20 protein-coding genes and 1 other RNA gene are annotated in these 21,260 nt (G+C 62.8%); 17 read left to right on the forward strand and 4 right to left on the reverse strand.

What is annotated here, in order from left to right:
* Positions 1 to 2: 2 nt before the first annotated feature.
* Positions 3 to 416 (forward strand): ClpXP protease specificity-enhancing factor, encoded by a 414-nt coding sequence (locus GDH07_RS17460; protein WP_022640817.1) that lies wholly within the window; start codon positions 3 to 5, stop codon positions 414 to 416.
* A 49-nt stretch (positions 417 to 465) separates the two neighbouring features.
* Here GDH07_RS17460 and GDH07_RS17465 read toward each other — a convergent pair whose 3' ends face one another.
* The 4 genes from GDH07_RS17465 to GDH07_RS17480 all read right to left on the reverse strand — a co-directional run bounded on the left by GDH07_RS17465 (position 466) and on the right by GDH07_RS17480 (position 3,920).
* On the reverse strand, positions 466 to 1,044 hold the full coding sequence (locus GDH07_RS17465) for a BON domain-containing protein (RefSeq protein WP_022640816.1): 579 nt from the start codon (positions 1,042 to 1,044) through the stop codon (positions 466 to 468).
* Positions 1,041 to 1,634 carry a phosphoheptose isomerase gene (locus GDH07_RS17470; RefSeq protein ID WP_022640815.1) on the reverse strand — a complete coding sequence of 198 codons (594 nt, stop codon included), beginning with the start codon at positions 1,632 to 1,634 and terminating at the stop codon, positions 1,041 to 1,043. Before GDH07_RS17470 ends, GDH07_RS17465 begins: the two co-directional genes overlap by 4 nt.
* A gap of 103 nt (positions 1,635 to 1,737) precedes the next feature.
* Positions 1,738 to 2,109 (reverse strand): YraN family protein, encoded by a 372-nt coding sequence (locus tag GDH07_RS17475; protein ID WP_085066002.1) that lies wholly within the window; start codon positions 2,107 to 2,109, stop codon positions 1,738 to 1,740.
* Positions 2,109 to 3,920, reverse strand: a complete 1,812-nt coding sequence (locus GDH07_RS17480; RefSeq protein ID WP_152898393.1) for a penicillin-binding protein activator — start codon at positions 3,918 to 3,920, stop codon at positions 2,109 to 2,111. Before GDH07_RS17480 ends, GDH07_RS17475 begins: the two co-directional genes overlap by 1 nt.
* A 216-nt stretch (positions 3,921 to 4,136) precedes the next feature.
* Here GDH07_RS17480 and rsmI point away from each other — a divergent pair, with 216 nt between their 5' ends.
* The 16 genes from rsmI (at position 4,137) to ftsA (ending at position 21,243) form a co-directional block, all read left to right on the forward strand.
* The gene (gene rsmI, locus GDH07_RS17485; protein ID WP_178124086.1) at positions 4,137 to 4,991 is read left to right on the forward strand and encodes a 16S rRNA (cytidine(1402)-2'-O)-methyltransferase; all 855 of its coding nucleotides are present in this window, start codon (positions 4,137 to 4,139) and stop codon (positions 4,989 to 4,991) included.
* Between the two features lie 72 nt (positions 4,992 to 5,063).
* An RNA gene (rnpB, locus tag GDH07_RS17490) (RNase P RNA component class A) lies at positions 5,064 to 5,417 on the forward strand.
* Between the two features lie 309 nt (positions 5,418 to 5,726).
* Entirely contained in the window at positions 5,727 to 6,182 is a 456-nt protein-coding gene (gene mraZ, locus GDH07_RS17495; RefSeq protein WP_011063319.1) for a division/cell wall cluster transcriptional repressor MraZ, read from the forward strand.
* Complete coding sequence (gene rsmH / locus GDH07_RS17500; protein ID WP_022640810.1) at positions 6,179 to 7,126, forward strand: 16S rRNA (cytosine(1402)-N(4))-methyltransferase RsmH; 948 nt, start codon at positions 6,179 to 6,181, stop codon at positions 7,124 to 7,126. Before mraZ ends, rsmH begins: the two co-directional genes overlap by 4 nt.
* The gene (ftsL, locus tag GDH07_RS17505) at positions 7,123 to 7,416 is read left to right on the forward strand and encodes a cell division protein FtsL (protein WP_003171871.1); all 294 of its coding nucleotides are present in this window, start codon (positions 7,123 to 7,125) and stop codon (positions 7,414 to 7,416) included. The genes rsmH and ftsL overlap by 4 nt, the downstream gene beginning before the upstream one ends.
* Positions 7,413 to 9,149 carry a peptidoglycan D,D-transpeptidase FtsI family protein gene (locus GDH07_RS17510; protein ID WP_022640807.1) on the forward strand — a complete coding sequence of 579 codons (1,737 nt, stop codon included), beginning with the start codon at positions 7,413 to 7,415 and terminating at the stop codon, positions 9,147 to 9,149. Before ftsL ends, GDH07_RS17510 begins: the two co-directional genes overlap by 4 nt.
* Positions 9,149 to 10,612, forward strand: a complete 1,464-nt coding sequence (locus GDH07_RS17515) for a UDP-N-acetylmuramoyl-L-alanyl-D-glutamate--2,6-diaminopimelate ligase (protein WP_152898395.1) — start codon at positions 9,149 to 9,151, stop codon at positions 10,610 to 10,612. The genes GDH07_RS17510 and GDH07_RS17515 overlap by 1 nt, the downstream gene beginning before the upstream one ends.
* Positions 10,605 to 11,987, forward strand: coding sequence for a UDP-N-acetylmuramoyl-tripeptide--D-alanyl-D-alanine ligase (locus GDH07_RS17520; RefSeq protein WP_085594860.1), 1,383 nt, complete (start codon positions 10,605 to 10,607; stop codon positions 11,985 to 11,987). The genes GDH07_RS17515 and GDH07_RS17520 overlap by 8 nt, the downstream gene beginning before the upstream one ends.
* Positions 11,987 to 13,069, forward strand: coding sequence for a phospho-N-acetylmuramoyl-pentapeptide-transferase (gene mraY, locus GDH07_RS17525; protein ID WP_022640804.1), 1,083 nt, complete (start codon positions 11,987 to 11,989; stop codon positions 13,067 to 13,069). The genes GDH07_RS17520 and mraY overlap by 1 nt, the downstream gene beginning before the upstream one ends.
* A 5-nt stretch (positions 13,070 to 13,074) precedes the next feature.
* The gene (gene murD / locus GDH07_RS17530) at positions 13,075 to 14,421 is read left to right on the forward strand and encodes a UDP-N-acetylmuramoyl-L-alanine--D-glutamate ligase (RefSeq protein ID WP_343038277.1); all 1,347 of its coding nucleotides are present in this window, start codon (positions 13,075 to 13,077) and stop codon (positions 14,419 to 14,421) included.
* Positions 14,418 to 15,635, forward strand: coding sequence for a putative lipid II flippase FtsW (gene ftsW, locus GDH07_RS17535; RefSeq protein ID WP_022640802.1), 1,218 nt, complete (start codon positions 14,418 to 14,420; stop codon positions 15,633 to 15,635). Before murD ends, ftsW begins: the two co-directional genes overlap by 4 nt.
* Complete coding sequence (murG, locus tag GDH07_RS17540; protein ID WP_022640801.1) at positions 15,625 to 16,695, forward strand: undecaprenyldiphospho-muramoylpentapeptide beta-N-acetylglucosaminyltransferase; 1,071 nt, start codon at positions 15,625 to 15,627, stop codon at positions 16,693 to 16,695. The genes ftsW and murG overlap by 11 nt, the downstream gene beginning before the upstream one ends.
* Positions 16,688 to 18,145 (forward strand): UDP-N-acetylmuramate--L-alanine ligase, encoded by a 1,458-nt coding sequence (murC, locus tag GDH07_RS17545; RefSeq protein ID WP_022640800.1) that lies wholly within the window; start codon positions 16,688 to 16,690, stop codon positions 18,143 to 18,145. The genes murG and murC overlap by 8 nt, the downstream gene beginning before the upstream one ends.
* Positions 18,142 to 19,098 (forward strand): D-alanine--D-alanine ligase, encoded by a 957-nt coding sequence (locus GDH07_RS17550; protein WP_152898397.1) that lies wholly within the window; start codon positions 18,142 to 18,144, stop codon positions 19,096 to 19,098. Before murC ends, GDH07_RS17550 begins: the two co-directional genes overlap by 4 nt.
* Before the next feature lie 4 nt (positions 19,099 to 19,102).
* Positions 19,103 to 19,969 carry a cell division protein FtsQ/DivIB gene (locus GDH07_RS17555; protein ID WP_152898398.1) on the forward strand — a complete coding sequence of 289 codons (867 nt, stop codon included), beginning with the start codon at positions 19,103 to 19,105 and terminating at the stop codon, positions 19,967 to 19,969.
* Positions 19,970 to 19,983: 14 nt separating this feature from the next.
* Positions 19,984 to 21,243 (forward strand): cell division protein FtsA, encoded by a 1,260-nt coding sequence (gene ftsA / locus GDH07_RS17560; RefSeq protein ID WP_053131918.1) that lies wholly within the window; start codon positions 19,984 to 19,986, stop codon positions 21,241 to 21,243.
* The last annotated feature ends 17 nt before the right edge of the window (positions 21,244 to 21,260 follow it).

Raw genomic sequence — 21,260 nt, forward strand, 5'->3', positions numbered from 1 at the left:
TTATGAACTCCAGTCGACCTTATCTGGTCCGCGCGCTCTATGAGTGGATTGTGGACAATGATTGCACCCCGCATTTGCTGGTCAACTCCGATTATCCAGCGGTGCAGGTGCCTCAGGGGTTTGCCAGTGATGGACAGATCGTCCTGAATATTTCTCCCAGTGCCGTGCGTCATCTGCACATGGATAACGACGCAGTCACCTTTGAAGGGCGCTTTGGTGGCGTGCCTCATAGCTTGTTTGTGCCGGTTGGCGCGATTCTGGGAATCTATGCCCGGGAGAATGGCCAAGGCATGGTTTTCGACCTGGAGTCTCCTCTGGATGACGAGGAGGATGTCGAGCCGGATGACGATATGCCGCCGCCAGACAGTGAGCCGCCGCGCCCAAGTGGCAGGCCAAGCTTGAAGGTGGTCAAGTAATAAAAAAGGCGATCCGAGGGGATCGCCTTTTTTGTGCCTGTGGGCAGGCTTAGTCGATGTACTCGAACAGCTTGACGATCTTCTGCACGCCCGAGACGCCCTGCACGAGGTTCGTTGCCTGGGCCGCTTCCTGCTTGGTCAGCAATCCCAGCATGTAGACGATGCCGTTCTCGGTCACCACCTTGATACGTGAGGCTGGGACGTTGGCATCGGCGAGCATCTGGGTCTTGATCTTGGTGGTCAGCCAGCTGTCGTTCTGCCGGGCCAGGAACCCGGAAGGAGGCAGTACTTGCAGCTCGTTGTGCACCTTCTTGACGCGTTGTACTTCGCTGGCGGCTTGTTCGGCCGTTGCCTTGAGGTCCGGGCGCGGGGTCTGGCCGGCCAGCAGCACTACGCCGTTGAAGCTGGTAACCACGATGTGCGAGTTGTTTTCCAGGTCCGGGTTGGCCTTGGCGACGTTCACGGCGACCTTGGTTTCGATCAGGGAGTCGTCGATCTTGCTGCCGAAGGTGCGGGTGCCGCGGTCGTCGTCGATGGGTTTGTCGCGGGTGGCGGTAATCACCGAGCTGCAGCCAGTGAGGCTCAGGCACAGGGTCAGGGCCAGGAGGCCGAGGCGATTAGGGGTCATTCTTCACTCCCGAACAATTGGCTGTCGATCAGGTCGCAGAGACAGTGGATCGCCAGCAGGTGGACTTCTTGGATGCGTGCGGTAACGGTGGCCGGTACACGAATCTCCACGTCTTCAGGCAGTAGCAGGGAGGCCATGCCACCGCCGTCGCGACCGGTCAATGCTACGACAATCATTTCGCGATCATGTGCGGCCTGGATCGCCTGGATGATGTTCGCCGAGTTGCCGCTGGTGGAGATGGCCAGCAGAACGTCGCCAGGCTGTCCCAGGGCGCGGATCTGCTTGGAGAAGACTTCGTTGTAGCTGTAGTCGTTGGCGATCGAGGTGATGGTCGAACTGTCGGTGGTCAGTGCTATGGCAGGCAGGCTGGGCCGCTCACGCTCGAAACGATTGAGCAGCTCCGAGGAGAAGTGCTGGGCGTCGCCGGCTGAGCCGCCATTGCCACAGGCAAGCATCTTTCCTTCGTTGAGCAGGGCGTTGACCATGACCTGGCTGGCTTGCTCGATGTGCGGTGCAAGTACGTCCATCGCCTGTTGCTTGGTGTCGATGCTGGCCTGGAAAAGCTGGCGAATTCGGGATTGCATGTCCATCTGTGTGACCTTAAGTAGCTGGGCTTGGTGGCACGTGAATGTGCAGCCCGCAGTGCAAAGAGCAAAGAAATTGGGTGGAAGTGGCGCGGCCTGCAGGCGTCTTTCAGCCGTCAAAGGCGTTGCGTAGCCAGTTCAACTGGGCCTGGGGGCCCGGGGTGCCGTCAATGGCGACCACGTCGAAGCGACAGGGGTGGTTGGACCAACGTGATTCGCTTTGCAGAAAGAACTGCGCGGCAAGGATCAGTTTTTGGCGCTTGCGCCCATCGATACTGCCCAGAGCGCCACCCCATTGTGTGTGTTGTCTGTAGCGGACTTCGACGAATACTACTGTATCGCCGTCAAGCATGACCAGATCAAGCTCGCCGCGCTTGCACAGCCAGTTCTGCGCCACCAGGCGCAGGCCCTGCTGTTGGAGATGCCGAAGCGCAAGGCTTTCGGCATCTCTTCCGCTTTGCTGGCGTGATCCGGGGTGCATCAGCGCGGAGTATCGGGCAGGCGAGTGACCTGGCCGCTGACGAACTTGGCCCATGGCAGTTGGCGCTCGATCCGCTGGCCGGCGGCCATGCCCAGGCTGCCGGACTCGCCGTCGATGCGGGTGTCAGGCAAGGCCTTGAGCTGACCCAGGCGCGGGGCCAGGTGGTAGGCGTCGACACCCATGGCGTACAGGCGGCCAAGGCTGCCGCCGGCCTGCGGCCATTGGGCGGTGACCTGGCGCCGCATTGTGCCGTTTGCGTCCAGCAGCCATGGCGTCTCGCAGAACATGATGCCGTTCATGTCGTTGTACTGGTTCTGGTCGCCACTGGCGCTGAAGACGTTGGAGATGGCGTAGACAGGAACGTCACCGGCGTACTGGAAATTCAAGGTCGGCTTGATCTGCTGGGCCTGTTGCGGAGTGGATGCGAGGAAAATGAACTCGATATCCTGGCGACGCGACGGCTGGGCAGCCACCTGGCTGCCAACGGTGCTCTGCAGGCTCTTGGCACGAGCTTCGCTTTGGCGCAACTGGAACAGGTTGGCAATTTGCTGGGCCAGGGCTACAGGTTGGTCGATTCGCTCGATGGCCAGTACGCTGCCGCCGTTGCTTTCCCAGTCCTGGCGGAAAGCCTTGAATACACGATCGCCCCATTCGCTCTTGGGTACCAGTGCCGCGGCGCGATGCAGGCCGTCGGCGCGGGCACGCCGAGAAGCTTCGCGAGCTTCATCTTCGGCGGCCAGGCCGAATTGGAACAGCTGTGCAGGAGCTTGTTCGCCTTCGCTGTAGTTCAGGGCCAGAGTGGTGATGGGCAGTTGTGGACTGGCGGCCAGTTGCTTGACCAGTGGCTTTTCCAGGGGGCCAACCACCAGTTGTACGCCGTCGGCTTGGGCCTTGCGATAGAACTCATCCAGGGACTTCAGGCGCGAGCTGTCATAGAACTCGATGCTGGGTGGTTTTTGCCCGGCTTGTTGTGCCTGGTAGTGGGCGGCCATGAAACCTTCGCGCAGGGCCTTGGAAACTGCTGCCAGCGGGCCTTCCTGCGGTAGCAGCAGGGCGATTTTCGAAACGGGCTGGCTGGCCAGTTCCTTGAGCTTGACCAGTGGTTGTGGCAATTGAACTGCTGCCGGGTGTTTCGGATTCTGGGTGCGCCAGTTGTCGATGGCGGCTTGCTGCTGTTCCAGGGTGCCTGCGGTCTTGATTACCAGGGCCAGGCTCAGCCAGCCGCTCAGGTCGTCGTTTCCGGCAGGTTGCAGTTGGTCGGTAGGCAGGGCGGCGATCAGGGACCAGATGGCTTCGTGGTTTTTAGCCGCAGCGTCATCCTTGAGCAGGGGGGCCAGGGTAATCCGCTCCTTGGCTGCCGCCAGGGTCTGGCCATCGGCCTCCAGGGCGCGGGCGTGGACGCTCAGGGTGCGTACCTGCTGGGCGGCGGGAAGCTCACCAAGGTGTTGCAGGCTCGGATGGCCCAGGGCCGTCAACGCAGCCTTGGGCTGGTTGCGCGTCATGGCCAGTTCCGCCGCGAGGGTACTGGCGAAAATCTGCTGGGCAGGCTTGAGCTGGTCCAGTTGGACTTGCTGCAGGATCTGTCCGGCGCGTCCGGCATTGCCTTGGCGGTAGGCCAGGTCGGCGGCGCTCAGGCGTAATAGGGCGGCTTTGTCGGGGTTTTTGCTGGTGGCGGCCTCTTCGAGCAGTTGCTCGATGCTGGCATCCGGTGTCCGTGGAAGTTCGCCAAGGCTGGAGGAGGGCGAGCTGGCGCAAGCCACCAGAAGGGTAGCCAGGCAGAGGGCGATAAACAGCCGCAGGCAAGCGATCATGTAAGTGTTCCTGATACTCGATCAAATGAACGTTGAATTGTACCCAAGCACTGGCCGGGGCGCGATGTTGCTGGCGATAAACCGTCTATTTAGCGAATGCAGATGTTGCTGTGTCAGGTGCGCTTGAGTGAACGCGATACGCATTGATCAGCCTCCAGTGCGTACAATGGCGCTTTTGCTGATCGCGAGGTGTGCGCTTTGACTGCTCCAGGTTCCATGAATTCCGTTGCCGGCTCGCTTTATGTGGTGGCGACGCCTATCGGCAACCTGGACGATATAAGTGCCCGGGCCTTGAAGTTGTTGCGCGAGGTGTCCCTGATTGCCGCTGAGGATACCCGGCACTCCCAGCGCCTGATGCAGCACTTTGGCATTTCCACCCCCTTGGCCGCTTGTCACGAGCACAATGAGCGTGATGAGGGTAGTCGTTTCATTACTCGTCTACTGGCGGGTGATGATGTCGCGCTTATTTCCGATGCCGGCACGCCGCTGATCTCCGACCCCGGCTATCACCTGGTGCGCCAAGCCCGGGCCGCGGGAATCAATGTCGTCCCGGTGCCCGGGCCGTGTGCGCTGATAGCGGCGCTATCCGCCGCAGGACTGCCTTCGGATCGTTTCATCTTCGAGGGTTTCCTGCCGGCCAAGGCCAGTGGGCGCCGAGCGCGCCTGGAGCAGGTCCGCGAAGAGCCGCGTACGCTGATTTTCTATGAGGCCCCCCATCGCATTCTCGAATGCCTACAGGATATGGAGGCGGTGTTCGGTGGTGATCGCCCGGCGTTGCTGGCTCGTGAGCTGACCAAGACTTTCGAAACCCTCAAGGGGTTGCCGTTGGTCGAATTGCGTCGGTTCGTCGAATCCGATTCCAACCAGCAGCGTGGGGAGTGTGTGGTTTTGGTGGCGGGGTGGACTGCTCCGCAGGGTGATGAGGCCGTCAGCAGCGAGACGATGCGAATTCTGGACCTGTTGCTCAAGGAGATGCCGCTCAAAAGAGCGGCGGCACTGGCTGCAGAGATCACTGGCGAGCGCAAGAACGTGTTGTATCAGCTCGCCCTGGAAAAGCAGAAAGAGCAATAAATAGCGGAGCAGGGTGGCCAAAGGCTTTTATCGCTTGTCCTGAGACCGCTCTGCCGTTAACCTGCGCGGCGGAGAGTCGATTGGACAGTCGCTGCCCTCTATGAAAATTAGAGGGGGGAGGAAAGTCCGGGCTCCATAGGGCGGAGTGCCAGGTAATGCCTGGGGGGCGTGAGCCTACGGAAAGTGCCACAGAAAATAACCGCCTAAGCACTTCGGTGCCGGTAAGGGTGAAAAGGTGCGGTAAGAGCGCACCGCACGTCTGGTAACAGTTCGTGGCTAGGTAAACCCCACTCGGAGCAAGACCAAATAGGGTTCCAAGGCGTGGCCCGCGCTGGAACCGGGTAGGTTGCTAAAGATGTCCAGTGATGGCCATCGTAGAGGAATGACTGTCCTCGACAGAACCCGGCTTACAGATCGACTCTCCACCCCCTTCCTTCCCTGCTTGATTCAATAGCAGAAGCGTTTTTGTAATACCGAAAAAATCTTACTCTTAATAAATTACTTTAACTTCGCGATGCAGCTTCCTGAGCTGTATGAAGTTGACGTCGTGGAATGTCTCTCGAATTCTCGTTACCCCTCCGCTAAGCCTCCTAAATCTCCGTTCTATAAGGGTTTTCCGTCGCCGCGTGCCTTGACGGTGGTGTGGGCGCATTCCTATAGTGTGCGCAAGTGGCGGAAAGTGGCACAAAGTGGGTTTTTTGAACGCAAAACGCTAAAATTTGGAGAAACGCTGACGTGTTTCGCGGAGCCAACGCTATCAGTCTCGATGCCAAAGGCCGGCTAGCCATGCCCAGCCGGTATCGTGACGAGCTCGTTTCGCGAAGTTCCGGACAGCTGATCGTCACCATCGACGCCGTTGATCCTTGTTTGTGCGTCTACCCCCTCGACGAGTGGGAGCTGATAGAAACCAAGCTGCGTGCCTTGCCTTCTCTACGTGAAGAGAACCGCCGGCTGCAGCGTTTGCTGATTGGTAATGCCGTCGATCTCGAACTCGACGGTAGTGGTCGTTTTCTGGTGCCGCCGCGCCTGCGTGAATATGCCAAGTTGGATAAGCGCGCGATGCTGGTGGGCCAACTGAACAAGTTCCAACTGTGGGACGAGGATGCCTGGAACGCTGTTTCTGCAGCTGACCTGGCAGCTATTCAACAACCGGGCGCCATGCCCGATGAACTGCGTGATTTGATCCTGTGACTATTGATAGCGGCTTTAACCACATCACCGTACTGCTTGACGAAGCCGTCGAGGCTCTCGCGGTACGTCCTGATGGCTGCTATCTGGATGGCACATTCGGGCGCGGGGGCCACAGCCGGCTGATTCTCAGCAAGCTCGGGCCAGGTGGGCGGCTCCTCGGATTCGACAAGGACCCCCAAGCGATTGCCACCGGGCAAGCGCTAGCGGCCGAAGACGGCCGCTTTGTCGTTGTACAGCGTAGTTTTGCCGAGCTGGGTTCCGAGGTCGCTGGACGTGGGCTGGATGGCAAGGTCAGTGGCGTGCTGCTGGACCTGGGCGTGTCCTCGCCGCAACTGGATGACCCTGAGCGTGGCTTCAGTTTTCTCAATGACGGTCCATTGGATATGCGCATGGATCCGAGCCGAGGCATCAGTGCTGCCCAGTTCATCGCCACCGCCCCGGTAGAGGAGATCGCCCGGGTATTCAAGGAATACGGCGAAGAGCGTTTCTCCGGCCGCATGGCCCGGGCCGTGGTCGAGCGCCGCGAAGTCCAGCCTTTCGAACGCACGGCCGACCTGGCCGAAGTGCTCAAGGTGGCCAACCCTGCCTGGGAGAAGGGCAAGAACCCAGCGACACGGGCGTTCCAGGGGCTGCGTATCCACGTGAACAACGAACTGGGCGATCTCGAGGCCGGCCTGGAAGCTGCACTGGAGTCCCTGGAAATTGGCGGGCGTCTGGTGGTGATCAGCTTCCACTCGTTGGAGGACCGCATCGTCAAGCTGTTCATGCGTCGCCTGGCCAAGGGTGAAGCCGACAACCTGCCGCGCAACTTGCCAGTGCGCTTCGAAGCTTTCCAGCCAAAAATCAAGATCCACGGCAAAGCGCAGTTCGCTTCCGAAGCCGAGCTCAAAGCCAATCCCCGTGCCCGTAGCGCCGTCATGCGTGTTGCGGAGAAGCTTCGGTGAGCAAGCTTTTCGCCAAGCCACTTCCAGGCGGAAGCTTCTTCATGCTTCTGCTGTTCATCGGCGTTTTGGTTTCCGCGATCGCGGTGTCCTACAGCGCCCACTGGAACCGTCAGCTGCTCAATACGCTGTACGGCGAGTTGAGCGTGCGCGACAAGGCCCAGGCCGAATGGGGGCGATTGATCCTGGAGCAAAGTACCTGGACCGCCCATAGCCGGATCGAAGTGCTGGCCACCGAACAACTGAAAATGCACATCCCCGGCGCAGCCGAAGTCCGAATGGTGGCGCCATGAAACTCGACGGTGCTCTTTATCCTTGGCGTTTCCGCGTGGTGCTGGGCTTGCTTGCTGTCATGGTGTCGGCGATCGCCTGGCGCATCATCGATTTGCAAGTGGTGGATCGTGACTTCCTCAAGGGGCAGGGTGACGCTCGTAGCGTGCGGCATATTCCGATTCCTGCGCACCGTGGCCTGATCACCGATCGCAACGGCGAGCCACTGGCGGTGAGTACCCCGGTGACCACCCTCTGGGCCAATGCCAAGGAAATGCAATTGGCCAAGGACCGCTGGCCAGCCCTGGCCATGGCGCTGGGCCAGGATCCCAAGGTCTTGACCGAACGTCTCGAGGCCCAGGCCAACAAGGAATTCATCTACCTGGTGCGGGGCCTGACCCCGGAGCAGGGCCAGGCGGTGCTCGATCTCAAGGTCCCGGGTGTCTACGGCATCGAGGAGTTCCGGCGCTTCTATCCGGCCGGCGAAGTGACCGCGCACATGGTGGGTTTCACCGATATCGACGACCGTGGACGCGAAGGCGTCGAGTTGGCCTATGACGAATGGCTGGCCGGGGTGCCGGGCAAGCGCCAGGTGATCAAGGACCGGCGCGGCCGGCTGATCAAGGATGTACAAGTCACCAAGAACGCCAAGGCCGGCAAGCCCTTGGCGTTGTCCATCGACTTGCGCCTGCAGTACCTGGCCAATCGCGAGCTGCGCAACGCCATCGTCGAGAACGGCGCCAAGGCCGGCAGCCTGGTGATCATGGACGTCAAGACCGGCGAGATCCTGGCCATGGTCAACCAGCCGACCTACAACCCCAACAACCGCCGCAACCTGCAGCCGGCGATGATGCGCAACCGGGCGATGATCGACGTCTTCGAGCCTGGCTCGACCATGAAGGCCATCTCCATGAGCGCCGCGCTGGAAACCGGGCGCTGGAAGCCCAGCGACACCGTCGAGGTCTATCCGGGCACCCTGCAGTTGGGCAAGTACACCATTCGTGACGTATCCAAGACTGAAGGTCCGATCCTCGACCTGACCGGCATCCTGATCAATTCCAGTAACGTTGGCATGAGCAAGATCGCCTTCGACATCGGTGGCGAAACCATCTTCCGCCTGGCGCAGAAGATCGGCCTGGGCCAGGACACCGGCCTGGGTTTCCCTGGTGAGCGTGTTGGCAACCTCCCCAACTACAGGGAGTGGCGCAAGGCCGAGACCGCGACGCTGTCGTATGGCTACGGCATCTCGGTGACCGCGATCCAGTTGGTGCACGCGTTCTCCGCCCTGGCCAACAACGGGCGCATCGCCCCGCTGACGCTGATCAAATCCGACAAGGCGCCACAAACTGCCCAGGTGATCCCGGAGAAGGTCGCCAAGACCATGCAGGGCATGCTCCAGCAAGTGATCGAGGCCCCGCGCGGGGTGTTCCGCGCCCAGGTCCCGGCGTATCACGTTGCCGGCAAGAGTGGTACCGCGCGCAAGACTTCGGTGGGCACCAAGGGCTACGCCGAGAACTCCTACCGCTCGCTGTTCGCCGGCTTCGGTCCCATGAGCGATCCGCGCTACGCCATCGTGGTGGTGATCGACGAGCCGAGCAAGGCTGGTTACTTCGGTGGCCTGGTATCGGCCCCGGTATTCAGCAAAGTGATGTCCGGCACGCTGCGCCTGATGAACATCACCCCGGATAACCTGCCGACCACGCAACAGGCCAATGCCACCGGCACCCCTGTACGAGCCAATGGAGGGCGCGGCTGATGTCCCTTAGCCTGAACAAGATTTTTGCCCACGCCGGTCGTGACTTGCTGATCCGCGAACTGACCCTGGACAGCCGCAATGTACGTGCCGGTGATCTGTTCCTGGCCGTGCCGGGTGCCAGGTTCGACGGTCGTGAACACATCGCCGATGCGCTGCGGCGTGGTGCGACGGCAGTGGCCTATGAAGTAGAAGGCGCCACAGTGCTGCCGCTGACCGACGTTCCGCTGATCCCGGTCAAGGGGCTGGCTGCGCAGCTGTCGGACATCGCCGGGCGCTTCTATGGCGAGCCGAGTCGTCAACTGAACCTGGTGGGCGTGACAGGCACCAATGGCAAGACCAGCGTGACCCAGCTAGTGGCCCAGGCCCTGGATCTGCTTGGCCAGCGTTGTGGCCTGGTGGGCACCTTGGGAACAGGCTTCCATGGCGCGCTGCAAAGTGGCCTGCACACCACGCCGAACCCCATCGCTGTCCAGGCGGCCCTGGCCGATTTGAAGAGTGCCGGCGCCAAGGCCGTGGCCATGGAGGTTTCTTCCCATGGCCTGGATCAGGGTCGTGTAACCGCCCTGGCCTTCGACGTCGCGGTACTGACCAACCTGTCCCGTGACCATCTGGATTATCACGGAACCATGCAGGCCTACGGCGAGGCCAAGGCCAAACTGTTCAACTGGACCGACCTGCGTTGCCGGGTGATCAACCTCGACGACGATTTTGGCCGCAAGCTGGCAGCCGAGGCCCACGAGTCGCGGCTGATTACCTACAGCCAGGAAGATGCCGGCGCCTATCTGTATTGCCGCGAAGCTCGTTTCGATGACGACGGCGTGCGCGCGACCCTGGTGACGCCGCAAGGTGAACATCACCTGCGCAGCAGCCTGTTGGGGCGTTTCAACTTGAGCAACCTGCTGGCCGCAGTGGGCGCCTTGTTGGGCCTGGAATATGCGCTGGACGAGATTCTCGCGGTCCTGCCCAAGCTGGAAGGCCCGGCCGGGCGCATGCAGCGCCTGGGCGGCGGTCGCCAGCCATTGGTCGTGGTCGACTACGCCCATACCCCGGATGCCCTGGAGAAAGTTCTGCTGGCCCTGCGGCCCCATGCCAAGGGGCGCCTGCTGTGCCTGTTCGGTTGTGGTGGTGATCGCGACCGCGGCAAGCGGCCACTGATGGCCGAGGTGGTCGAGCGCCTGGCCGATGGCGTGCTGGTCACCGACGACAACCCGCGTACTGAAGACCCCGCGCAGATTTTTTCCGATATCCGCGCCGGCTTCCTGAACGCGGACCAGGTCGAATTCATCGCTGGCCGTGGACCTGCCATCGCCCGCCTGATCGCGTCCGCCTCGGCTGATGACGTGGTGGTGCTGGCCGGCAAGGGGCATGAGGATTACCAGGAAATCAACGGTCAACGCCATGCCTTCTCCGATCTCGTCGAGGCGGGCAAGGCCTTGGCGGCGTGGGAGGTGGCCAGTGCTTAAGCCCCTGAAACTCAGTGAAGTAGCCGCTCCGTTGAACGCCCGCCTGATAGCGGGCGATGCCCGTTTTAGTGGCGTGAGCATCGATAGCCGGGCGATCCAGCCGGGCCAGTTGTTCGTGGCGCTCACCGGTCCGCGCTTCGATGGTCATGATTACCTGAACGAGGTGGCCGGCAAGGGCGCGGTGGCTGCGCTGGTAGAGCGTGAGATTCCCGACAGTACTCTGCCGCAGCTGCTGGTCAAGGACACACGCCTGGCGCTGGGCCAGCTGGGTGCGCTGAACCGTGGCGCCTTCACCCATCCAGTGGCGGCCGTTACCGGCTCCAGTGGCAAGACCACGGTCAAGGAGATGCTGGCGAGCATCCTGCGTACCCGCGGCCCGGTGCTTGCCACCCGCGGCAACCTGAACAACGACCTGGGCGCGCCCCTGACCCTGCTGGAGCTGGCTCCGGAGCACAGCGCCGCGGTTATCGAGCTGGGTGCCTCGCGGATTGGTGAAATCGCCTACACCGTGGCGATGACCCATCCCCAGGTGGCGATCCTCAACAACGCCGGTACCGCCCACGTCGGCGAGTTCGGTGGTCCGGAGAAAATCGTCGAGGCCAAGGGCGAAATCCTGGAAGGGCTGGATGCTTCCGGAATTGCCGTGCTGAACCTGGATGACAAGGCATTTTCGATCTGGAAGGCCCGCGCCGCCGGGCGCCAGGTACTGAGTTTCGCCCTGACCGACAGCGCAGCGGATTTCTACGCCTCCGATATCGGACGCGATGCCCGTGGCTGCCCGTCCTTCACCCTGCATAGCCCCAAGGGCACCGAGCAGGTCCAGCTGAACCTGCTGGGCACCCATAATGTCGCCAACGCCCTGGCTGCAGCTGCGGCTGCCCACGCCATGGGCGTGTCGTTGTTCGGCATCGCCACTGGCCTGAACGCGGTGCAGCCGGTCAAGGGCCGTACTGTCGCGCAGTTGGCCAGGAATGGCATGCGGGTGATCGATGACACTTACAACGCAAACCCCACCTCAATGTGCGCCGCCGTTGATATACTCGCCGGCTTTTCCGGTCGCACCGTCCTGGTGCTCGGAGACATCGGCGAGTTGGGCGATTGGGCGGAGCAGGGGCACCGCGACGTAGGTGCATATGCCGCTGGCAAGGTTTCGGCCCTCTACGCCGTAGGCCCGATGATGGCCCATGCCGTCACTGCCTTTGGCGCGCACGCGCGCCACTTCGCCAGCCAGGCTGAACTGATTGCCGCCCTGGACGTCGAGCAAGATCCAAACACCACCATTTTGATCAAGGGATCGCGCAGCGCGGCGATGGAAAACATCGTTGCGGCCCTGTGTGGCTCCCATCTTCAAGAAAAAGACGGAGTGAAACATTAATGCTGCTGCTGCTAGCGGAGTACCTGCAACAGTTCTACAAAGGCTTCGCGGTCTTCCAGTACCTGACCCTGCGCGGGATCCTCGGGGTGCTGACCGCCTTGTCTTTGGCACTGTGCCTGGGTCCGTGGATGATCCGTACTCTGCAGAATCGGCAGATTGGCCAGGCCGTACGTAACGATGGCCCGCAATCGCACTTGTCCAAATCCGGTACGCCGACCATGGGCGGCGCCTTGATCCTCTCGGCCATCGGTGTCAGCACCCTGCTCTGGGCCGACCTGCGCAACCACTATGTCTGGGTCGTGCTGCTGGTGACCCTGGCTTTCGGTGCCATCGGCTGGGTCGACGACTATCGCAAGGTGATCGAGAAGAACTCCCGGGGTCTGCCGAGCCGCTGGAAGTACTTCTGGCAGTCGGTGTTCGGCCTGGGCGCGGCGATCTTCCTTTACATGACCGCGCAAAGCCCGGTGGATACCACCCTGCTGATCCCGATGCTCAAGGACGTGAGCATTCCCCTGGGTGCCGGCTTCGTGGTCCTGACCTATTTCGTCATCGTCGGCTCGAGCAACGCAGTCAACCTGACTGACGGCCTCGATGGCCTGGCGATCATGCCGACGGTGATGGTCGGCGGCGCATTGGGGATCTTCTGCTACCTGTCGGGTAACGTGAAGTTCGCCGAATACCTGCTGATCCCCTATGTGCCGGGCGCAGGTGAACTGATCGTGTTCTGCGGTGCGCTGATCGGTGCGGGCCTGGGCTTCCTGTGGTTCAACACTTATCCGGCGCAGGTGTTCATGGGCGACGTCGGCGCCCTGGCGCTGGGTGCGGCCCTGGGCACCATCGCGGTGATCGTGCGCCAGGAAATCGTGCTGTTCATCATGGGCGGCGTGTTCGTGATGGAAACCCTGTCGGTGGTGATCCAGGTCGCTTCGTTCAAGCTGACCGGCAAGCGGGTGTTCCGCATGGCGCCGATCCACCACCACTTTGAACTCAAGGGCTGGCCTGAGCCACGTGTGATCGTCCGTTTCTGGATCATCACCGTGATTCTCGTGCTGATCGGCCTTGCAACCCTGAAGCTGAGGTAGAACGAGTGTCCCTGATCGCTTCCGACCACTTCCGCATCGTTGTCGGCCTCGGCAAGAGCGGCATGTCCCTGGTTCGCTTCCTGGCGAGCCGGGGCGTTGCTTTTGCGGTGGCCGACACGCGGGAAAATCCACCGGAGCTGGCCACGCTGCGCCGTGACTATCCACAGGTGGAAGTGCGTTGTGGCGAGCTGGACGTCGACTTCCTGTGCCGTGCCGACGAGCTCTACGTGAGTCCCGGCCTGGCCCTGGCGACTCCGGCCCTGCAGGCTGCCGCCGCGCGTGGGGTGAAACTGTCCGGTGACATCGAACTGTTCGCGCGTAACGCGAAGGCGCCGATCGTCGCCATCAGCGGCTCCAATGCCAAGAGCACCGTGACCACCCTGGTGGGCGAGATGGCTGCCGCTGCCGGCAAGCGCGTCGCTGTGGGCGGTAACCTCGGGACCCCGGCACTGGACCTGCTTGGTGATGACGTCGAGCTCTACGTCCTCGAGCTGTCCAGCTTCCAGCTGGAAACCACCGACCAGCTCGGTGCCGAAGTGGCCACCGTGCTGAACATTAGCGAAGACCATATGGACCGCTACAGCGGCCTACCAGCCTACCACCTGGCCAAGCACCGGATTTTCCGCGGTGCCCGGCAAGTGGTGTTCAACCGCCAGGACGCCCTGACCCGGCCGCTGGTGGGTGAGGGGCTGCCGTGCTGGAGCTTTGGCCTGGGTGCGCCGGACTTCAAGGCCTTCGGCCTGCGTGAGGAGAATGGCGAGAAGTACCTGGCTTTCGAATTCCAGAACCTGATGTCGGTGCGCGAGCTGAAGGTCCGTGGTGCCCATAACCAGTCCAACGCCCTGGCGGCCCTGGCCCTGGGACACGCGGTGGGCCTGCCGTTCGATGCCATGCTCGCGGCGCTGCGCAATTTCGCCGGGCTGGAGCATCGCTGCCAGTGGGTCCGTGACCTGGATGACGTGGGTTACTACAACGATTCCAAGGCCACTAACGTGGGGGCCGCCCTGGCCGCCATCGAAGGCCTGGGCGCCGACATCACCGGCAAGATCGTGCTGATCGCCGGTGGCGACGGCAAGGGTGCCGACTTCAAGGACCTGCGTGATCCGGTGGCGGCCAACTGCCGTGCCGTGGTCCTGATGGGTCGCGACTCCGAGCAGATCGGCCAGGCCATTGGCGATGGTGTGCCGCTGATCCGCGCCGCTTCGCTGCCTGACGCGGTGGCCCAGTGCCGAGCCGTTGCCCAAGCGGGCGATGTGGTGCTGTTGTCGCCTGCCTGCGCCAGTTTCGACATGTTCAAGAACTACGAAGACCGTGGTCACCAGTTCGTCCGTATCGTGGAGGAGCTGGCATGAACCTGAGGAACATCATCAAGCCGTATCCATCGCCGATCATCACCGGACGCGGCGTCGACCTCGACTTCCCGATGCTCGCCGGCTGCCTGACGCTGCTCGGCCTCGGGCTGATCATGATCGCCTCGGCGTCTACCGAAGTGGCCGCGGCCCAGTCCGGCAGCGCGCTGTACTACATGATCCGGCACCTGATCTACATCCTGCTGGGCCTGGGCGCGTGCATCGTGACCATGATGATCCCGATCGCCACCTGGCAGCGCCTGGGCTGGATGATGCTGATCGGCGCCTTCGGCCTGCTGGTGATGGTGATCGTCCCGGGCATCGGTCGTGAGGTGAACGGTTCGATGCGCTGGATCGGCTTCAGCTTCTTCAACGTCCAGCCCTCCGAGATCGCCAAGGTGTTCGTGGTGATCTATCTCGCCGGCTACCTGGTGCGGCGGCAGAAGGAAGTACGCGAAAGCTGGATGGGTTTCTTCAAGCCATTCATCGTGTTGTTGCCGATGGCCGGCCTGCTGCTGATGGAGCCCGACTTCGGCGCCACGGTAGTAATGATGGGCGCGGCTGCGGCGATGCTGTTCCTTGGGGGCGTCGGGTTGTTCCGCTTCTCCCTGATGGTGGTGCTGGCGGTGGCGGCGGTGGTGTTGCTGATCCAGATGCAGCCTTACCGGATGGCGCGCCTGACCAACTTCGCCGACCCGTGGGCCGACCAGTTCGGCGCCGGCTACCAGCTGTCCCAGGCGCTGATCGCCTTCGGCCGCGGTGAGTGGCTGGGCGTTGGCCTGGGCAACAGCGTACAGAAGCAGTTCTACCTGCCAGAGGCCCACACCGACTTCGTGTTCTCGGTGCTGGCCGAGGAACTGGGGGCGGTGGGCTCGCTGTGCACCGTGGCGCTGTTCGGCTTCGTCTGTATCCGTGGCATGTACATCGGCTTGTGGGCCGAGAAGGCCCGGCAGTTCTTTGCCGCCTACGTCGCCTATGGCCTGTCGTTCCTGTGGATCGGCCAGTTCCTGATCAACATCGGGGTGAACGTCGGCCTTTTGCCGACCAAGGGCCTGACCCTGCCGTTCCTCAGTTATGGCGGCAGTTCCCTGGTGATCTGCTGTGCCTGCCTGGGCTTGTTGCTGCGTATCGAGTGGGAGAGCAGGACCCACCTGGGCAGCGAAGAGATGGAGTTCAATGAAAGTGACTTTGCCGAGGAGCCGACCCATGGGCGCTAACGTGCTGATCATGGCCGGCGGCACCGGTGGCCACGTGTTCCCGGCGCTGGCTTGTGCCAGGGAGTTCCAGGCGCGCGGCTATAGCGTGCACTGGCTGGGCACCCCGCGGGGAATCGAGAACGACCTGGTGCCGGCTGCGGGCCTGCCCCTGCACCTGATCAACGTCACCGGGTTGCGTGGCAAGAGCAAGCTGTCGTTGCTCAAGGCGCCTTTCGTGCTGCTCAAGGCAGTGCTCCAGGCGCGGCGGATCATGCGCCAGCTCAAGCCGGTCTGCGTGCTGGGTTTTGGTGGTTATGTGACCGGGCCTGGTGGAGTTGCCGCCAAATTGTCCTCGGTGCCGGTCATTGTTCATGAGCAGAACGCGGTCGCCGGTACCGCCAATCGGCTGCTGGTGCCGTTGGCCGCCCGAGTCTGCGAAGCTTTCCCGGACACCTTCGGGGCCTCCGGTAGCCGCCGCACCACGGGCAATCCGGTACGCACCGAGCTGTTCCTCGAAGCACCGCGCGAGGCCCTGGCCGGACGCAAGGCACGTTTGCTGGTCCTGGGTGGAAGCCTGGGCGCAGAGCCGTTGAACAAGCTGCTGCCGGAAGCCCTGGCACAGGTCGCCCCCGAGCTGCGCCCGGAGGTGTTCCACCAGGCTGGCAAAAATCACGATGAGGTCACTGCAGAGCGTTACCGCGCCGCTGGCGTCGAGGCGCAGGTGCAGCCCTTTATCAAAGACATGGCCCAAGCCTATGGCTGGGCCGACCTGGTGGTTTGTCGCGCAGGTGCGTTGACCGTCAGCGAACTGGCTGCCGCCGGTCTGCCCTCGATGCTGGTGCCTTTGCCCCATGCGATCGACGACCACCAGACTCGCAACGCCGAATATTTGGCTCGTGAAGGCGCCGCCTTCCTGATGCCGCAAAGAACGACTGGCGCAGCGGACCTTGCCGCGCGCCTGACAGAGGTTTTGATGCAACCAGAACGACTCGACAACATGGCCCGTGCCGCACGCCGCCTGGCCAAACCCGAAGCGACCCAGGACGTGGTGAATATCTGCCTGGAGGTGGCCCATGGTTGAGAGCCAGAAAGCCATGCCGCAACCGGAAATGCGCCGCATCCGCCGCATCCACTTCGTCGGTATCGGCGGCGTGGGCATGTGCGGGATCGCCGAGGTGCTGCTGAACCTGGGATACCAGGTATCCGGTTCCGACCTCAAGGCCTCGGCCGTTACTGAGCGCCTGGAGTCGTTCGGGGCGCAGATCTTCATCGGCCACCGTGCCGAGAACGCCGCCCATGCCGACGTGCTGGTGGTATCCAGCGCCGTGAACACTTCCAACCCGGAGGTCGCCACTGCCCTGGAGCGGCGGGTGCCGGTGGTACCGCGCGCGGAAATGCTCGCCGAGCTGATGCGCTATCGCCACGGCGTGGCCGTGGCCGGTACCCATGGCAAGACCACCACCACCAGCCTGCTGGCCTCGGTGTTCGCCGCTGGCGGCCTGGACCCGACCTTCGTCATCGGTGGCCGGCTCAATGCCGCGGGCACCAATGCGCAACTGGGTACCAGCCGCTACCTGATCGCCGAAGCCGATGAAAGCGACGCCAGCTTCCTGCACCTGCAACCGCTGGTGGCCGTGGTGACCAACATCGACGCCGACCACATGGCGACCTATGACGGTGACTTCAACAAGCTGAAGAAGACCTTCGTCGACTTCCTGCACAACCTGCCGTTCTACGGGCTGGCGGTGATGTGCCTGGACGATCCGGTGGTGCGCGAGATCCTGCCGCAGGTCAAGCGGCCGACCGTGACCTACGGTTTCAACGAAGAAGCCGACGTACGCGCGATCAATGTTCGCCAGCAAGGCATGCAGACCTTCTTCACCGTGCTGCGTCGCGACCGCGAGCCACTGGATGTGTCGGTGAACATGCCGGGCAACCATAACGTGCTCAACTCGCTGGCGACGATCGCGATCGCCACCGACGAAGGCATCAGCGACGAAGCCATTGTCCAGGGCCTGTCGGGCTTCCAGGGCGTGGGCCGGCGCTTCCAGGTCTACGGCGAACTGCCGGTGGAAGGTGGCAACGTGATGCTGGTGGACGACTACGGGCACCACCCGACCGAGGTCGCCGCGGTGATCAAGGCCGTGCGTGGTGGCTGGCCGGAACGCCGCCTGGTGATGGTCTACCAGCCGCATCGCTACAGCCGCACCCGCGACCTGTACGACGATTTCGTGCAGGTGCTGACCGACGCCAACGTATTGCTGCTGATGGAAGTCTATCCGGCCGGTGAAGAGCCGATTCCCGGAGCCGACAGCCGCCAGCTGTGCCACAGCATCCGCCAGCGCGGCCAACTGGACCCGATCTACATCGAGCGCGGTGTCGACCTGGCGCCGTTGGTCAAGCCGTTGCTGCGTGCCGGCGACATATTGTTGTGCCAGGGGGCCGGCGACATCGGCGGCCTGGCGCCCAAGCTGCTCAACAGTCCACTGTTCGCCGGAGCCGTGGCTGCTGGCAAGGGAGCGTCGAAATGATCGCTGCCTACGCCAAGCTGTTCTCCACCGTGCCCCCGGCCGACTTCGGTCGTGTGGCCGTGCTGTATGGCGGCAAGAGTGCCGAGCGCGAAGTGTCGCTGAAGTCCGGCAAGGCCGTGCTCGAAGCCCTGCAGGGCGGCGGTGTGGATGCCTTCGGCATCGACGTCGGCGATGACCTGCTGCAGCGCCTGTTGAGCGAAAAGATCGATCGCGCCTTCATCATCCTCCACGGCCGTGGCGGTGAAGACGGCAGCATGCAGGGCCTGCTGGAGTGCCTGGGGATTCCCTACACCGGCAGCGGCATCCTCGCCTCGGCGCTGGCCATGGACAAGCTGCGGACCAAGCAGGTCTGGCACAGCCTGGGCATTCCGACGCCACGCCATGCGGTGCTGAGCTCCGAAAGCGACTGTATTTGCGCGGCGGCGGAACTGGGCATGCCTTTGATCGTCAAACCGGCCCATGAAGGTTCCAGTATCGGTATGGCCAAGGTGACCACCAGCTCCGAGTTGATCGAGGCATGGAAGGCGGCCAGTACCTATGATTCGCAAGTGTTGGTCGAGCAATGGATCCAGGGTCCAGAGTTCACCATCGCGACCCTGCGCGGCCAGGTCTTGCCACCTATCGCCCTGGGCACTCCCCACACGTTCTACGACTACGACGCCAAGTACCTGGCTTCCGATACCCAGTACCGGATCCCGTGCGGCCTCGATAGCGACAAAGAGCAGGAACTCATGGAACTCACGGCCAAGGCCTGTGAGGCGCTCGGTATCGCCGGTTGGGCGCGTGCCGATGTGATGCAGGATGCCCAGGGGCAGTTCTGGTTCCTGGAAGTGAACACCGCTCCAGGCATGACCGACCACAGTCTGGTGCCGATGGCCGCTCGTGCGGCCGGTCTGGATTTCCAGCAACTGGTGTTGGCCATCCTGGCAGCCAGTCTTGAGGCGCGAGGTTAAGACCATGCAAGGCGCATCGCTTCGTCATCAGCAACCCGTACCCGGCCGCAAGCCGGTGCCGCGGGGTGCCAGCCGGATGGTGGCCAAAGAGCCGATGTCGGTGCGCCTGCCAAAAGCCAACTTCGGCTTCCTGAAAAGCCTGTTCTGGCCTGTGCTGCTGGTGGCATTGGGGTTCGGCACCTACGAAGGCGCCCAGCGTCTTTTGCCCTATGCCGACCGCCCGATCACCAAGATCGCGGTGCAGGGGGACTTGAGCTACATCAGCCAGCAGGCGGTGCAGCAGCGAATCGCGCCTTACGTCGCGGCGAGCTTCTTCACCATCGACCTGGCGAGCATGCGCACCGAACTGGAGCAGATGCCCTGGATCGCCCATGCCGAGGTACGCCGGGTGTGGCCGGACCAGGTGGTGATTCGCCTGGAAGAACAACTACCCGTGGCCCGCTGGGGCGACGAGGCGCTGTTGAACAACCAGGGCCAGGCCTTCACCCCGCGTGAACTGGCGAACTATGAGCACTTGCCGCAGTTGTTCGGGCCGCAGCGGGCCCAGCAGCAAGTGATGCAGCAGTATCAGGTGTTGAGCCAGATGCTGCGGCCGCTGGGCTTCTCGATTGCCCGTCTGGAACTGCGCGAGCGTGGCAGCTGGTTCCTGACCACCGGTGCCGGCAGTGCCGGACCGGGAATCGAGTTGCTGCTGGGTCGCGATCATCTGGTGGAAAAGATGCGCCGCTTCATTGCCATTTATGAAAAAACGCTGAAAGAACAGATCACGAACATCGCGCGCATCGATCTGCGCTACGCCAACGGCCTGGCCGTGGGCTGGCGCGATCCGGCGGCACCCACGACGGCGCAGCCCGCCGTCGCGAAGAATTAAGAAGAGGCAGGACCATGGCAAATGTGCAAAGCGGCAAAATGATCGTCGGCCTGGATATCGGCACCTCCAAGGTGGTGGCGCTGGTGGGCGAAGTCGCGGCCGATGGCTCGCTGGAAATCGTCGGTATCGGTACCCATCCGTCCCGCGGCCTGAAGAAGGGCGTGGTGGTGAACATCGAGTCCACCGTGCAGTCGATCCAGCGGGCAGTGGAAGAAGCGCAACTGATGGCGGGCTGCCGCATCCACTCGGCGTTCGTCGGCGTGGCGGGCAATCACATCCGCAGCCTGAACTCCCACGGCATCGTGGCGATCCGCGACCGCGAGGTCAGCTCGGCGGACCTGGAACGAGTCCTGGACGCGGCCCAGGCGGTAGCGATCCCGGCGGACCAGCGGGTCCTGCACACCCTGCCGCAGGACTACGTGATCGATAACCAGGAAGGCGTGCGCGAGCCCCTGGGCATGTCCGGCGTGCGCCTGGAAGCCAAGGTCCACGTGGTGACCTGCGCGGTCAACGCGGCGCAGAACATCGAGAAGTGCGTACGTCGCTGCGGCCTGGAAATCGACGACATCATTCTCGAGCAGTTGGCCTCTGCCTATGCGGTGCTCACCGACGACGAGAAGGAACTGGGCGTGTGCCTGGTGGATATCGGCGGCGGTACCACCGACATGGCGATCTTCACCGAAGGCGCGATTCGCCACACCGCGGTGATCCCGATCGCCGGCGACCAGGTGACCAACGACATCGCCATGGCCCTGCGGACTCCGACCCAGTACGCCGAAGAGATCAAGATCCGCTACGCCTGCGCCCTGGCCAAGCTGGCCGGTGCTGGCGAAACCATCAAGGTGCCGAGCGTCGGCGACCGTCCGCCGCGCGAGCTGTCGCGCCAGGCCCTGGCCGAGGTAGTCGAGCCGCGCTACGACGAGCTGTTCACCCTGATCCAGGCCGAGCTGCGCCGCAGCGGCTACGAAGACCTGATCCCGGCGGGCATCGTGCTCACCGGCGGCACCTCGAAGATGGAAGGCGCGGTGGAGCTGGCCGAGGAAATTTTCCACATGCCGGTCCGCCTGGGCGTGCCCCACAGTGTCAAGGGCCTGACCGACGTCGTGCGCAACCCGATCTATTCCACCGGTGTCGGCCTGTTGCAGTACGGATTGCAGAAGCAGTCCGACGGCATCCAGTTCTCCGGCATCGGCAACCGCGACAGCTACAGCAGCGACGAGCCCAAGGCCGCCTTGCTCGATCGCATCAAGAGCTGGGTCCAGGGCAACTTCTGATACGCGGTTACAAGCAA

The sequence above is a fragment of the Pseudomonas piscis genome, assembly GCF_009380155.1.
In the GTDB taxonomy this organism is placed as follows: domain Bacteria; phylum Pseudomonadota; class Gammaproteobacteria; order Pseudomonadales; family Pseudomonadaceae; genus Aquipseudomonas; species Aquipseudomonas piscis.